At 68.1% G+C, this 15,440-nt stretch carries 9 protein-coding genes; 3 read left to right on the forward strand and 6 right to left on the reverse strand.

Annotation, left to right across the window (positions count from 1 at the left end):
* Positions 1-2: 2 nt before the first annotated feature.
* From BBJ41_RS22080 to BBJ41_RS22100, 5 genes are all read right to left on the reverse strand, one after another.
* Complete coding sequence (locus BBJ41_RS22080; protein WP_069748431.1) at positions 3-1,106, reverse strand: porin; 1,104 nt, start codon at positions 1,104-1,106, stop codon at positions 3-5.
* Between the two features lie 76 nt (positions 1,107-1,182).
* On the reverse strand, positions 1,183-1,602 hold the full coding sequence (locus BBJ41_RS22085) for a DoxX family protein (protein WP_069750316.1): 420 nt from the start codon (positions 1,600-1,602) through the stop codon (positions 1,183-1,185).
* A gap of 173 nt (positions 1,603-1,775) precedes the next feature.
* A complete protein-coding gene (locus tag BBJ41_RS22090; RefSeq protein ID WP_069748432.1) occupies positions 1,776-3,053 on the reverse strand; it encodes a cytochrome c in 1,278 nt (425 codons plus the stop codon).
* Positions 3,054-3,055: 2 nt separating this feature from the next.
* Positions 3,056-4,675 (reverse strand): GMC family oxidoreductase, encoded by a 1,620-nt coding sequence (locus tag BBJ41_RS22095; protein ID WP_069748433.1) that lies wholly within the window; start codon positions 4,673-4,675, stop codon positions 3,056-3,058.
* The gene (locus BBJ41_RS22100; RefSeq protein ID WP_069748434.1) at positions 4,675-5,181 is read right to left on the reverse strand and encodes a sugar dehydrogenase complex small subunit; all 507 of its coding nucleotides are present in this window, start codon (positions 5,179-5,181) and stop codon (positions 4,675-4,677) included. The genes BBJ41_RS22095 and BBJ41_RS22100 overlap by 1 nt, the downstream gene beginning before the upstream one ends.
* A gap of 304 nt (positions 5,182-5,485) precedes the next feature.
* Here BBJ41_RS22100 and BBJ41_RS22105 point away from each other — a divergent pair, with 304 nt between their 5' ends.
* The 3 genes from BBJ41_RS22105 (at position 5,486) to BBJ41_RS22115 (ending at position 14,828) form a co-directional block, all read left to right on the forward strand.
* Complete coding sequence (locus BBJ41_RS22105; protein ID WP_069748435.1) at positions 5,486-11,521, forward strand: alpha-2-macroglobulin family protein; 6,036 nt, start codon at positions 5,486-5,488, stop codon at positions 11,519-11,521.
* Positions 11,522-11,528: 7 nt separating this feature from the next.
* Positions 11,529-13,898 (forward strand): penicillin-binding protein 1C, encoded by a 2,370-nt coding sequence (pbpC, locus tag BBJ41_RS22110; protein ID WP_236872123.1) that lies wholly within the window; start codon positions 11,529-11,531, stop codon positions 13,896-13,898.
* A 240-nt stretch (positions 13,899-14,138) separates the two neighbouring features.
* Positions 14,139-14,828, forward strand: coding sequence for a hypothetical protein (locus BBJ41_RS22115; protein WP_069748436.1), 690 nt, complete (start codon positions 14,139-14,141; stop codon positions 14,826-14,828).
* 29 nt (positions 14,829-14,857) lie between these two features.
* Here the strand turns inward: BBJ41_RS22115 and BBJ41_RS22120 are convergent, their stop codons facing one another.
* The gene (locus BBJ41_RS22120) at positions 14,858-15,379 is read right to left on the reverse strand and encodes a GNAT family N-acetyltransferase (protein ID WP_069748437.1); all 522 of its coding nucleotides are present in this window, start codon (positions 15,377-15,379) and stop codon (positions 14,858-14,860) included.
* Positions 15,380-15,440: the final 61 nt, after the last annotated feature.

The following is a 15,440-nucleotide window of genomic DNA, read 5'->3' on the forward strand; positions in this document are numbered from 1 at the left end:
GCTCAGAACGTATGCATCATCCCGACGTACGCGCCCGTCTGCGACTCGCCGGTCAGCGGGCTCGTGCCCGACGTCGCATCACGCGGCGTCGCGAGCAGCGAGAAGTTCGAGTTGCCGCCGTTGCGCACGTACGCGACCGTGCCGTACAGGAACGTGCGCTTCGACAGGTTGTACGTGGTGCCGAGCACGTACATCATCGCGTGGCCCGACGGATCGTGCGACGCATCGCCGCCGCCGTCGCCGACCTTCACGTAGTACCCGCCGCCCGTCACGGCCCATTGCGGCGTCGCGGTGTAGGTCGCGCCGAGCCAGTAGTGATCCGCGCGATCGGCAACGCCGGCCGGGCTGTCCGGCGCCTGGTAGTGCGTATACGCGCCCTGGATCTTGAATTTCGACACCTTCACGTTCGCGCCGACGAAATACTCGCGCGATGCGGTGAAGATGTTGCTGAACTTGCCGTTGTTGTCGCGCAGTTCGTCGTAGATGCCACGCACGTCGAGCACCGGCGAGTGGTACGAGATCATGATCCCGTCCGAGCGGCCGAAATCGTCGGCGGCGCCGTAGTTGAAGCCGCGCGACTGGTTGCCGAACGCGTATTGCGCCTGCACGTCGAAGCCGCCGATCACCGGGCTGTGATATTCGATGTTGTTGCTGGTCTGCTGCCAGTTGCGGCCGCGCACGAGCGACGCGGACGAAAACGCCTGCTGGACGAACGGGTCGAATTCCCACACGCCGTCGCTGTCGATGAACAGGTTGCGGCCGGCCTGCAACTGGCCCCACGTGTTGCTCTTCAGGCCCACGTACGCGCGCCGCGACCACATGCGCCCGCCGCCCGTCTGGCCGTTCATCACCTGGAACGCGGTTTCCAGGTTGAAGACCGTCGACAGCCCGCCGCCGAGATCCTCGATGCCCTTCAGCCCGAACATGCTGGTGCCCCAGTCGCCGCTTTCCGCGGCCCAGCGCGACTTGCTGCCATTCGGCGTCGCGATGTGGTTCAGGTATTCGATGCCGCCGTCGATACGGCCGTACAACGTCACGCTCGTTTGTGCAAAAGCGGCCGCCGGTGTGACGGCCGCGATCAGCCATGCGAAATGTTTGAGTCGCAAAATGATGCCCCCTCGGAGTCTCGACCTTCCAGCGCGCGCCCCATGCGCGCGCCCCATGCGCGCGCCCCGGGCCTGTTTATCCGCGATCGATCGAAAAACGCCCGGGGCCGGCCGCGCAAAGCGCGAGCAGGCCGCCCGAGATCGCGATGTTCTTGTAGAAATGAATCATGTTGTTGATCTGCTCGCCGCCCGTCATCGTCCAGTAGTGGTGGCCGATGATGCCGGTGCCGATCGTATACAGCGCAAGCAGCAGCGCGAGCGGCCGCGTCTGGAAACCGACGAGGATCGCGATCCCGACGAGCAGCTCCATCACGACCGAGATCGCGGCGGAGATGATCGGCGCGGGCGCGCCTTCGGAGCCCATGAACGCGATGGTGCCGGGGAAGTCGATGATCTTCTTCCAGCCGAACATCACGAACAGGATCACGAGCAGGATTCGGGACAGCAGCAGCAGCACATCGCGCTGGGACGCGAGAAACGGTTGATTCGGTGTCATGGTGTCGATCAACGAAAGCGATGCGCGGCCGTCGCGCACCGGATTGCCAATGAACCAGGGCGGGCAACTGCCTGCGCCGCCCGCCCCGCTCTGCAACAACCGGCATCGGGGCCCGCCCGATGTGCTGTGCTCCTCCTCTTGTCAGTGATCGCCCTGCGTCGTCGCGTGCCGCGTCAACGCAGCTTCGCGACGTCCTGCTCGCTCACCTTCGCGGCCGGATTGCCGAACTGCCCGGTCAGATAGTTTGCCAGCGCGGCGATCTGCGCGTCCGACAGCTCGTGGCGGAACGCGGGCATCCCGACGTCCTCGCTGCCTGCCTTTCGCTGCACGCCATTCAGGATCACCTGCACGAGGTTGGTCGCGTTCGATGCGCCGACCGTCGAGTTGTGGAACAGCGACGGGTAATAACCGTCCGGCGTGCCCTTGCCCTGCATCTGGTGACAGGTCGCGCAATTGCCGAGATACAGCCGTGCCGGATCGATGCCCGACGCCGCAAGCGGGACACCACGCAGCTTCGCGCCATCGTCGGACGGCTTGCCCCACGACGCGCGCGACTGCTTCGCGTCGCCGCTGGCGACGGCCGGCACGGTACGGATGTACGTCGAGATCGCGCCGATATCGGCTTCCGTCATCTTCGAGAAGCTGTGCTCGATCGCCTCGGCCATCGGGCCGGCGGCCTGCGCGACGCCCGGCACGCTGCCGGTGCGCAGGTACTGGACGAGCTGCTGCTGCGTCCAGCCGCCGATCCCCGCGTTCGGGTCGGACGTGATGTTGTAGCCGTCCCAGCCTGCGAGCACCGAACCCGACAGGAAGCTGCCGCCGGTTTCGTCGAGCGACTTCTCCTGCATCGCGATGCCGCGCGGCGTGTGGCACGTGCTGCAGTGCGCGAGGCCCTGCACGAGATATGCGCCGCGGTTCCACTCGGCACTCTGTGCCGGCTTCGGCTCGTAAGCGCCATCCTTCAGGAACAGCCAGTTCCAGATCTTCAGCGGCCAGCGCATGCTCAGCAGCGCAGGGATCTCGTTCTTCGGCGGCGCCTGCTTGACCGGTTCGACACCGTGCATGAAGTACGCGTACAGCGCCTGCACGTCGTCGTCGTTGATCTTCGCGTACGACACGTACGGCATCGCCGGATACAGGTTGTCGCCGTTCTTCGCGACGCCGTGGCGCACCGCGCGCTCGAAGTCCTCGAACGTCCAGCTGCCGATGCCCGTATCGGGATCGGGCGTGATGTTGCTCGTGTAGATCTTGCCGAGCATCGGCACGGGCATCCCGAGGCCGCCCGCGAACGGCTTGCCGCCCTTCGCGGTGTGGCACGCCATGCAGTCGCCCGCGATCGCGAGGTATTCGCCGCGCTTGACCTGTGCCGGATCGGCCGCGTCGGCCGCGCGTGCGAGACCCGGCAGCGCGAGGCAGCCGGCGAGGAGGAAGGTGAAAGTAGATTTCCGCACGGTCAGACTTCCTTCTTCAGCGTGTCCGACATCCGCAGCGCGAGCGCCGCGATCGTCAGCGTCACGTTCACCGTACCGACGGTCGGCATCGTCGAGCTGCTCGAGATGAACAGGTTCGGATGGTCGAACGTGCGGCAGTCCTTGTCGACGACCGAGTCGCGCGCATCCGCGCCCATGATCGTCGCGCCCGTGATGTGGTTGTTCGGCGCGAACTCGTCGTTGAAGACGACTTCCGTGCCGCCCAGCACCTTCGCCGCCGTCGCATAGACCTCGCGCGTGTGCACCGCGCCGCGCTTCACGTAATCGTCGATCGCGTACGTGATCTCGGGGCGCGGGATGCCGATCGCGTCGGTGGCCGTCTTGCTCGGCACGATGCGGTTCTCGGGCTGCGGCAGGATTTCGTGGAAGCAGTCGAACTGCACGTAGCGCGCGGAACGGTCGCGGATCTGCGCATCGAGCTCCTCGGGCTTCATCAGCTTGCCGCCCTTGAAGATCTTCTGCGTTTCCTGGTTGATGCGCGACATGTTCGACAGGTGGATCTTCTTCGCGGCTTCGGTCGCGCGGAACGGGCCGTCGCGGAAACCGATCAGCGACGTCATTTCCTGCGGGCCGCGGCCCGGCCACAGCTTCTCGTTCGCATAGAACGACACGCCGGTGCCCGGGTGATCCATCAGGTTGCGGCCGACCATGTCGGAGCTGTTCGCGACGCCGTTCGGGAAATCGCGGTTTGCCGACATCAGCAGGATCTTCGGCGTCTCGATACCGTTCGCGGCAACCACGAAGTACTTGCCTTCGACGCGGTGGTCGGCACCCGTCTTGTCCTTGTAGACCGCGGCGGTGATGCGCTTGTCCGGCCCGGTCTCGAGCTTGTAGACGACCGCGTTCTCGATCAGCTTCGCGCCGGCCTGCTCGGCCTTCTCGACGTGCACGATCCCGTTGTACATCGCGCCGATCGGGCAAATCGGCATGCAATTGTTGTTCCCGCAACAGGTTGGCCGGCCGTCGTACGGGCGGCTGTTGCGCGCGACGGGCTCGGTCACCACGTGGAACTTCGGGTCGTAGCCGTTGAGCGCCGTCTTGATCGTCTGCTCGTTGAACGACAACAGCAGCGGCGGCATCGGGTACGGCTCCTTGCGCGGCGAGTACAGATCTTCCTCGGGGCCCGGGCCCCACACGCCGAGCTCTTCCTCGGCGCGCTGGTAGTAATGCTCGATGTCGTCGTACTGGATCGGCCAGTCGCGGCCGACGCCGTACACGGTCTTCATCTTGAAGTCGTTCGGGATGAAGCGCCATGCCGACGCGGCCCAGTGCCACGTCGTGCCGCCCACCACGCGGATGTACTGCGAGTTGAACTTGTGCTCGCCCTTCAGGACCAGGTAGTCGTTCGGCGGGCCGTATTCGGGATGCGGCGCCCACGGGCTCGACGGGTACGGCGCCATGAAGTCCGTCTTGTCGGGCTGGTTGCGGAAGCGCTCGACGATTTCCCAGCGCGGCATGCGCGGGCCGGCTTCCAGCAGGATCACCGACTTGCCGGCCATCGCGAGCTGGTGTGCCACGATCGCGCCTGCGACACCCGACCCGACGACGACGACGTCGGCCTTTTGCGTATCGGTATCGGCCATCAGGCTTGCCTCTCGATCGGTTTATCGGCCCAGAAGCCGGGTTTGTTGGGGCAATACGAAGGAATCACGAGCGTATCGGACACGACGCCGAACATTAATGCTTCTTCGTAGGTAATCACGACGTTGTCGACGATGCCGAGATACCACGCCTCGAGAATCTTCAGCGCGAGCGCTTCCTGATCGGGATTCAGCGAACCGGACGCGAGCGCGCCGGCGAGTTGCGGGAGGCTGTCGGCCGTCTTGAACGAACCCTTCTGCAATGCCTGCAGGAAGCGTTCGCCGGTCGTGCGGCTCAGCCCTTTCTTGCCGGTCAATGCTTCGGACAGCGTCATGAAGGTATCGAGCGGCGCGGTGCCGGGATCATCGGCCAGGGCCCGCAACGCCAGCGAGCCCGTGAGGCCCGCCGCCGTCAGCGCCAGTGCGCCCTGCAGCCATTGACGCCGCGTGATGCCGGTTGCGGCTGCGTCGCCAGCGCGACGCGAGTGGGGGGTGTTGTCGTTATGCATGTTTCCTTCTCTCGAACACCGGATTCGGGAAAACCACGCTTGATATTTCTCAAACATTGGCGCGGACCTGAAATGTACGCGCACAAATCGGATCGAACAATCTTTTTATAGTCCATTAAATGTTCCGCAATCCGAGACAATCGACATTTCGCTGCATTTTTGTGTCGTCGGCGCGACAAATCTGCGTCGTGCATACCGGTGTCGCATGCCGGCGACACACTGCGTGCAGCGATGCGCGCGCATGGCCGTCGGTTAGAATCGCGTGCAATCAAACAGAAAGCTTCCCTCCGAGGGCAATCGAGCGATGAAGCAGCACGACAAACACAACAAAGCGAATCCAACCAACCGCACCACACGGCTCGTCTGGCGCATCGGCGCCGTCGCGGCGCTCGGCGCCGCCGCAGCGCTGTCGCTCCATGCGCTCGCGGCGCGCACGGTGAGCGTGTCGCCGCAAGGCACCGTCACCGAAGTGCGTCAGACTGTCATCAAGTTCGACGAGCCGATGGTTGCATTCGGCTCGGCATCCGCACCGAACCCCGCGCGCGTGACCTGTACCGACTCCGCCGCCGCACGCGGCCAGGGTCACTGGCTCGACGACAAGACCTGGGTTTACGACTTCGAAAACGACCTGCCGCCCGGCGTGCGCTGCTCGGTCGCGCTCAACGACACGCTGCGCTCGGTCGCCGGCAACGCGGCCAGCGGCACGCGCCGCTTCACGTTCCAGACGGGCGGCCCGTTCCCGGTGAACGTGCGCCCCGGCTCGCGCGAGATCGAGGAACGGCAGGTGTTCGTGATGAAGCTGAACGGCCCGGCCGAACCGCGCTCGGCGCTCGCGAACATCTGGTGCGAAGCGGCCGGCATCGGCAACCGCATTCCCGTCACGGCCGCCGACGACGATACGCGCAACGCGCTGCTCGACCACTTCGGTCTGAAGAAGGATGCCGCGCGCGTGCTGACGCTGTCGTGCGCGCAGGCGCTGCCGGCGAGCGCGAAGATGCAGCTCGTGTACGGCAAGGGCGTCGCGAGCCCGAGCGGCATCGCGAACGACACCGAGCGCCGCTTCGACTTCACCGTGCGTGCGCCGTTCGCCGCGAGCTTCTCGTGCGAACGCGAGAACGCGAAGGCGCCGTGCACGCCGCTGCGCCCGCTCACGCTGTCGTTCAACGCGCCGATCTCGCGCAAGAACGCCGAGGCGATCAAGGTGCGCGGCCCCGACGGTTCGCTGTCGCCGACCTTCGCGGCCGACGATCACAGCGAGGAAGTGACGACCGTCACGTTCAACCCGCCGCTGCCGGCGCAGGCCGGCCTGACGATCGAGTTGCCGTCGGGCCTGCGCGACGTAACCGACCGCACGCTGTCCAACGCCGACCTGTTCCCGCTCGCGACGCGCACCGCGCCGATGCCGCCGCTCGCGAAATTCTCGTCGGGCACCTTCGGGATCGTCGAGCGCTTCGCCGAGCCCGACACGCCCGCGCTCGTGCCCGTCACGCTGCGCAACGTCGAGGCCGACCTGCACATCGCCGGCCTCAACGCGGGCGGCGCGCAGTTCGCGAACCTGAAGGTCGAGAACGACACCGCGATCCGCCAGTGGATGCGCACCGTCGACCGCTTCGACAACTGGTCGATGACGGCCGGCTCGATCGACGACCAGATTCCCGGCCTGCTGGAACGCAAGGGCCAGCACCCCGTCTACGTGCCGCTCGAGGCCGGCGAAAAGCAGCCCGCGCCGAAGAACCGCCGCGTCGACGTGCGTTCGCTGTCGCTGCTCAAGGGCGAGCCCGGTGCGCAGGCGCTGACGCTGCCGCAAGCCGACCCGAAGACGCTGCGCCCGTTCGAGATCGTCGGCGTGCCGATCGAGAAGCCCGGCTTCTACGTGCTCGAACTCGCGTCGCCCGCGCTCGGCCGCTCGCTGCTCGCGAAGCCGTCGAGCATGTACGTGCGTACGACCGTGCTCGTCACGAACCTCGGCGTGCACCTGAAACAGGGCCGCGAGAACAACCTCGTGTGGGTCACGACGCTCGACAAGGGCAAGCCCGTGCCGAACGCGCAGATCCGCGTGTCGGACTGCAACGGCGACGAAATCGCGTCCGGCAAGACCGACGCGCAGGGTCTCCTGAAGATCGACGGGCCGTTCGAGCCGAAGCATGAATGCAGCTCGTCGGAGCGCTTCGACGACTACTTCGTGTCGGCCCGCGTCAACGATCCGAAGACGGGCCCCGACATGGCGTTCGTCAGCTCGGGCTGGAACCGCGGGATCGAATCCTGGCGCTTCAACGTGCCGACCGACACCGACAGCGCGCCGACCGTGCGCGCGCATACGGTGTTCGACCGCACGCTGCTGCGCGCGGGCGAAACCGTGTCGATGAAGCATTTCATCCGCACCGAAACGCTGCAGAGCCTCGCGTTCCCGTCGCAATACCCGACGCGCGTGACGATCCGCCATCTCGGCACGGGCCAGACCTACAAGCTGCCGCTCACGTGGGCCGCCGATCACAGCGCGGACACGCAATTCACGCTGCCGCCGGCCGCGAAGCTCGGCGAATACAGCGTCGAGCTCGAGGGCGGCCCGGAAGATTCACCCACTTCCACCTACTACAGCGGCAGCTTCCGCGTCGAGGCGTTCCGCCTGCCGGTGCTGAAGGGGTCGATCGGCGCGCGCGACGCGCAGAAGAGCCCGCTCGTCGCCGTCAAGGAAGCGCCGCTCGCGGTGCAGATCGACTATGTGTCGGGCGGCGGCGCATCGAACCTGCCCGTGCAGGTGTCGGCGCTGATGAAGTGGGCGTCGCCGCCGTTCGCGGATCGCTTCGAGGACTTCAGCTTCACGCCGTATCGCGCCGACAAGAGCGACGGCAACGCCGACGACGATTCGCAAGACGGCGACAACGCGTCGTCGTCGAACAACGACCCCGACGCGACGAAGCTGATCGCCGACAAGCTGCCGCTGACGCTCGACCGCAACGGCGCGAGCTCGGTCACGCTCAAGGGCCTGCCCGACGTCGACGCGCCGAAGCGCATCGCGCTCGAAGCGACGTTCGCCGACCCGAACGGCGAGGTACAGACGATCCGCGGCGACACGATCCTGTGGCCGGCCGCGGTGGTGGCCGGCATCAAGGCCGGCCGCTGGGTGTCGGTCGGCCAGCGCGTGCCCGTGCAGGCGCTCGCGGTCGATCTGCAGGGCAAGCCGCGCGCGTCGGTGCCGATCGAGATCAAGGGTGTCGCGCACATCACGACGTCGTCGCGCAAGCGGATGGTCGGCGGCTTCTATGCGTACGACAACAAGAGCGACACGCGCGAGCTCGGCGTGCTGTGCTCGGGCAAGACCGACGACAAGGGCCGCATGTCCTGCGACGCGACGCTCGAACAGGCCGGCAACGTGCAGCTGATCGCGGTTGCAAAGGATGGCGACGGCCGCGCGTCGAACGCATCGACGTCGGTCTGGGTCACGCGCGAGGACGAGCTCTGGTTCGGCGGCGACAACACCGACCGGATCGACGTGATCTCGGAGAAAACCTCGTACGAACCAGGCGAAACGGCCCGCTTCCAGGTGCGCATGCCGTTCCGCTACGCGACCGCGCTCGTCGCGGTCGAACGCGGCGGCGTGATGGAAACGCACATCGTCGAGCTGAACGGCAAGAACCCGACCGTCGACCTGAAGGTCGGCGAATCGTGGGGGCCGAACGTCTACGTGTCGGTGCTCGCGCTGCGCGGCCGGATTCGCGAAGTGCCGTGGTACTCGTTCTTCACGTGGGGCTGGAAGGCCCCGGTCGAATGGGCCCGCGCATTCTGGCGCGAAGGCCGCCACTATGAAGCGCCGACCGCGTTCGTCGACCTGTCGAAGCCCGCGTTCCGCTACGGCCTCGGCGAGATCAAGGTCGGCACGGGCGTCCACCGCCTCGGCGTGACCGTGACGACCGACGCGACGCGCTACACGGTGCGCAGCAAGGCCCAGGCGCACGTAAAGGTCACGCTGCCGAACGGCCAGCCCGCGCCGGCCGGCACGCAGATCGCGGTCGCAGCCGTCGACGAGGCGCTGCTCGAACTGATGCCGAACAACAGCTGGGACCTGCTCGACGCGATGCTGCGGCGACGCGCGTACGGCGTCGAAACCGCCACCGCGCAGATGGAGATCGTCGGTCGCCGCCACTTCGGCCGCAAGGCCGTACCGGCCGGCGGCGGCGGCGGCAGCGCGCCGACGCGCGAGCTGTTCGACACGCTGTTGCTGTGGAATCCGCGCGTGACGCTGGATGCCAACGGCAGCGCGACCGTCGAGGTGCCGCTGAACGACGCGCTCACGCGCTTCCGGATCGTCGCGATCGCGGCGGTCGGCCCCGACCGTTTCGGCACGGGCAGCACGTCGATCCGCAGCACGCAGGATCTGCAACTGATCTCCGGCCTGCCGCCGCTCGTGCGAGAAGGCGACGCGTTCCGCGCGCAGGTCACGCTGCGCAACACGACCGACCGCGCGATGCAGGTCGTCGTGACGCCGCGCGTGACGGGCCTCGACGTCGCGCCGCAAACCGTGTCGCTCGCCGCCAATACGGCAAGCGAAGTGGCATGGACGATCACCGTGCCCGAGCAGGCGCTCGATGCGGCCGGCGCGCTGAACTGGCGCATCGAAGCCGCCGAACAAGGCGGCAAGCGCGCATCCGACGCGCTGGCAGTCGCGCAGAAGGTCGTGCCCGCGCTGCCGGTAACCGTACAGCAGGCCACGCTCGCGCAGGTCGACGGCACGCTGACCGTGCCTGTCGCGGCGCCGGCCGGCGCCGCGGGCAATGCACAGGGCGCGCCGCGCGGCGGCATCGCCGTCTCGCTGCAGTCGAAGCTCGCCGACGGCCTGCCGGGCGTGCGCCGCTGGTTCGAGCGCTATCCGTACCGCTGCCTCGAACAGCAGGCGTCGCGCGCGATCGGGCTGCGCGACCCCGCGCAATGGCAGGCACTGGTTGCACGCATGCCCGTCTACCTCGACAGCGACGGGCTCGCGAGCTACTTCCCGCCGTCGTCCGACGATTCGCACTACGGCAGCCCGACGCTGTCGTCGTACCTGCTCGTGCTGTCCGACGAGGCGAGCCGTCTCGACCCGCGCTTCGCGCTGCCGGAAGACATGCGCACGCAGCTCGAAGCCGGGCTCGCGCGCTTCGTCGACGGCCGCATCGAGCGCAACGCATGGGCGCCGCGCCAGGATCGCGACCTGCGCAAGCTCGCCGCGATCGAGGCGCTGTCGCGCTACGGCGCCGCGCAGGGCCGCATGCTCGGCTCGATCGAAATCGCGCCGAACCAGTGGCCGACGTCGGCGGTGATCGACTATCACGCGATCCTGACGCGCGTGAAGGACATCCCGCAACGCGACGAGAAACGCGCGCAGGTCGAGCAGATCCTGCGTGCGCGCCTCACGTACCAGGGCACGCAGCTCGTGTTCTCGACCGCGCGCGACGACGACCTGTGGTGGCTGATGACGAGCAACGAGACCAACGCCGCGCGTCTCGCGATGGAATTCGCGGGCGACCCGGCGTGGAAGGACGAGATGCCGCGCGTGACGGCCGGCCTGCTCGCGCTGCAACGCCAGGGCGCATGGCAGACGACGACGTCGAACGCGCTCGGGCTGCTCGCGGTCGAGCGCTTCTCGCGCACCTACGAGAGCACGCCGGTTGCCGGCGCGACGAAGGTCGCGCTCGGCGGCGACGAGCGCACGATCTCGTGGTCGCAGGCGCAGGCGCCGGCCGATACGCCCGCGTCGGCCACCGCCGCGACCCGCGCGGCCGCCGCGCGCAGCGTGCTGATGCCGTGGCCGCGCGCGTCGCAGGCGCCGGCCACGCTGTCGGTCACGCAGGAAGGCACCGGGCGGCCGTGGGCGACCGTCGAGAGCCTCGCGGCCGTGCCGCTGCGCTCGCCGTTCGCGGCCGGCTACCGGATCACGAAGACGGTCACACCCGTGTCGCCCGCCGTCAAGGGCGTGCTGACGCGCGGCGACGTCGTGCGCGTGCATCTGGACATCGATGCGCAGAGCGACATGACGTGGGTCGCCGTCAACGATCCGATCCCGGCCGGCGCGACGATCCTCGGATCGGGCCTCGGCCGCGACTCCGAAGCGGCGACGCAGGGCGAGAAAACGCCGGACGGCGCGTGGCCGTCGTTCATCGAGCGTGACTTCGACGGCTACCGCGCGTACTACGACTATTTGCCGAAGGGCAAATTCTCGGTCGAGTACACGGTTCGGTTGAACAACGTCGGCACGTTCGGACTGCCGCCGACGCGCGTCGAGGCGCTGTACGCGCCGTCCGTGTACGGCCTGTGGCCGAATCCGCCGATGACCGTGAAACCGGCCGACGCAGGCAAGTCGTGAGTACGTGATGATCGATCTGGTTTTGCCGCGGCCGGCGCGTTTCGCCGGCCGCGTGATCGTTGCCGTCGTGCTGGCCGCGCCGCTCGTCGCGCATGCGCTGCCCGGCTACGACGACGTGCGCCGCAACTGGCGCAGTTCCGACTGGGTGCTGCTCGCGCGCGACGGCACGCCGCTGCAGCGCACGCGCGTCGACCTCACCGAACGGCGCGGCGACTGGGTGTCGCTCGCGGACGTATCGCCCGCATTCCGCGAGGCGATCGTCGTCTCCGAGGACAAGCGTTTCTACGAACACAGCGGCGTCGACTGGCGCGGAATCGCCGGCGCCGCGTGGGGCAACCTGTGGAACGAGCGCACGCGCGGTGCGTCGACCGTCACGATGCAACTCGCCGGGCTGCTCAGCGATTCGCCGCGCCGCTCGGGGCAGCGCTCGCTACCGCAGAAGGCTACGCAGGCGATGAACGCGCTGCTGCTCGAACGCGGCTGGCGCAAGGACCAGATCCTCGAGGCCTACCTGAACCTCGTGCCGTTCCGCGGCGAGACGGTCGGGCTCGGCGCGCTGTCGCAGGTGCTGTTCGGCAAGGCGCCGTCGGGTCTCGACGCGCGCGAGGCCGCGATCGCGGCCGCACTCGTGCGCGCGCCCAACGCGACGCCCGCGAAAGTCGCCGAGCGCGCGTGCCGGATCCTGCGCGACATGCATGCGGAACAGGCGTGCGCGTCGCTCGACGGCTACGTGCAGCTCGTCGTCGCGCGCCCGGCCAGCGCGGTGCGCGACGACGGCGCCGCCCTCGCCCCGCACTTCGCGCGGCGCATCGCGGCCGAGGTCAGGCCGGCGGCCGGCGCGCAGATCCGCACGACGCTCGATGCGCCGCTGCAGCGCTTCGCGCGCGACACGCTGACGCGCGCGCTCACCGAACTCAACGCACCCGCGCACCGGCGCAACGTGCAGGACGGCGCGGTCGTCGTGATCGACAACACGACCGGCGAGATTCGCGCGTGGGTCGGATCGTCGGGCGCGTTGTCGAGCGCGCGCGATGTCGACGCCGTGCTCGCGCCGCGCCAGGCCGGCTCGACGCTCAAGCCGTTCCTCTACGCCCAGGCGCTGGACGAAAAACGGCTGACCGCCGCGTCGCTGCTCGACGATGCGCCGATCAACCTCGCCGCCGGCGGCGGTTTGTACATTCCGCAGAACTACGACAAGGACTTCAAGGGCTGGGTGAGCGTGCGCAGCGCGCTCGGCGGCTCGCTGAACGTGCCGGCCGTGCGCACGCTCGTGCTCGTCACGCCGCACCGTTTCGCGCGCACGCTGACCGCGCTCGGCCTGCCGCTCGCGCAGGAAGGCGACTACTACGGCTTCAGCCTCGCGCTCGGCAGCGCGGACGTCACGCTGCTGTCGCTGACCAACGCGTATCGCGCGCTCGCGAACGGCGGCGTCGCACGCAAGGTCGTCGACCTGCCCGCGCCAGCGCCGGCTGCCGGCGCATCGGCGCCCACGCGTGCGGACGGCGGCACCCGGGTGTTCAGCGAAGCGGCCAGCTTCGTCGTCACCGACATCCTGTCGGACAACAACGCGCGCGTGCGCACGTTCGGCTTCGACAATCCGCTCGCCACGCGCTTCTTCTCGGCGGTCAAGACCGGCACGAGCAAGGACATGCGCGACAACTGGACGGTCGGCTTCACGTCGCGCTATACGGTCGGCGTGTGGGTCGGCAATGCGGATGGCTCGCCGATGTGGGACGTGTCGGGCGTCACGGGCGCGTCGCCCGTGTGGTCGGCCGTCGTCGGCTACCTGCACCGCGACCTGCCGAGCCGCGCGCCACGCGCGCCGGCCGGCGTCGAGACGCGCCGCATCACGTTCGAACGCGATATCGAGCCCGCGCGCAACGAGTGGTTCATCGCGGGAACGGCGGTCGACACGATCCGGCTCGCCGCACCCGTCACGCCGGGCAAGGACGGCGCGCGCGCGCCGCTGACGATCGGTGCGCCGACGGACGGCACGATCTTCGCGATCGACCCGGACATTCCGCCGAAGAACCAACGGATCTGGTTCGAGCGTTCGGCCGGGCGCGCCGCGCGGTTCGCGTGGCGGCTCGACGACAAGGTAATCGGGCATGCCGACCGCGTCGCGTGGCTGCCGTGGCCGGGCCGGCACCGGCTCGAACTCGTCGACGCGCGAGGGAATGTCGCGGATGCGATCAGCTTCGAGGTACGGGGGCGTTCGCGAAAACGGCTGCACCGGCCGCGCGCAAGCCCTGAGCAGGCCGGGTCGGCAAGGCACGCGGCCGATTGTGGCCGCGACGGAATCGACCGACGATACCGGACGCGCGATGCATTCGGACACACAAGACAAACCGGCGCAGACCGATTCCGGATCCGATAAAAATGCCCCCCCCCCCCCCCCCCGAAACCGAGGGCAAGCTGCTTCGGCACGGCACCCTGCGCGCAAGTAACGCATCCCGCCGGCGAAACACCGCACGAGCCGAACCGGTCAACGGCAAGCCGCTCCCCATCGCCAGCAGGCCAAACGGGCAAGCACCGCCCCGATTCGGGACATAGAATGAGAGCGGCGCCGTATTCCCGGCGCGCATCGGTTGCTCCCTTCTCCCGGACGCACGCGACCATGAACATTCGCCATACGCGCTTCACCCGCCCCGCGCTGGGCGCCTTTTGCGTCGCCACGCTCGCGGCGCTTCAGGCCTGCAACGGCGACGCCTGTTTCGGCGTCGACGTCTGCTTCAACAACAACACGCAGACCGTGTCGCTGTCGGGCACGGCCGCCACGGGCGATGCGCTCGCGAGCGCGCCGGTGGCGGTCAGTTGTGCGGTGGGATCGGCCACGACGCTGACGGACGGCGGCGGCAACTATCGTGTGACGGTGAACGCCGCACTGCCGTGCGTGATCACCGTGACGTCGGGCGGCACGAGCCTGCATTCGCTCGCCTATGCAGGCGGCACCTTCAATACGACACCCGAGACCGAGCTGATGCTGGTCTATCTCGCGGCGCAGCTCGGCACGAATACGGCCGGGTTGATCGGCAATTTCCAGGGCAACCTGCGCTATCAGCAGGCGATGAACAGCCCGGACACCGTGCAGGCCGCGCAATCGGCCGTGGTGACGAACCTGCAGCAGCGTTATGCGCTCACGCTTGCAGCGCCGGCGTTCCTGACCACGTCGTTCGTGGTCGGGCAACCGGGCGTCGACAGCGATCTCGTCGCGCTGGCCAAAGCCGGCGCGATCGATTCGAATGGGTCGCCGGATCCGGTTGCCGTTTCGCTATTGACCCAGGCGGGCGCGGCGCATCCGCTGTAAGCGGCCTGCGGCGCGAAAGGAATCGAACCTCAGGCGCCCGCTTCGTTCCCTTCGTCGGCCAGCAGCGCCCACCGTTCGTGGTCGCACCATTCGCCGCCGATGCGCAGATAGCGCGGCGAAAATCCCTCTTTCCGGAAGCCGAGCCGCCGTACCAGCGCGATCGATGCGTGGTTGCCGGGCTGGATGTTCGCTTCGAGCCGATGCAGCCCGAGCTCACCGAACGCGACACCGATCGCCTCGCGCAACGCGTCCGTCATCAGCCCCTTGCGGCTGAAATCCGCCATCCCGTAGTACCCGAGATACGCGCTCTGAAACACGCCGCCGACGATCTCGTTGAAGTTCACCACACCGGCCACCGCCCCGGACACCCGTTCCCGCGCGACGAGTCCGACATTCGGCCCCGTCACGCAGCGGGCGAACCATTGATCGAATCCGGCCTGGTCGACAAACGAGTCGACCCACGGCAGATGATGGCTTCGGCTGGCGCGGTTGGCGGCGATCAGGTCGGCGGCATCGGATCGGGAGACGCGGTTCAGCAGGATCAGGCTCATGGTTCTGTCGGATGTGGTGTGTTGCGCGAGCGGCCCGGCTAGCAAGGCCGCTCGGCCGCGT

The organism is Burkholderia stabilis (assembly GCF_001742165.1).
In the GTDB taxonomy this organism is placed as follows: domain Bacteria; phylum Pseudomonadota; class Gammaproteobacteria; order Burkholderiales; family Burkholderiaceae; genus Burkholderia; species Burkholderia stabilis.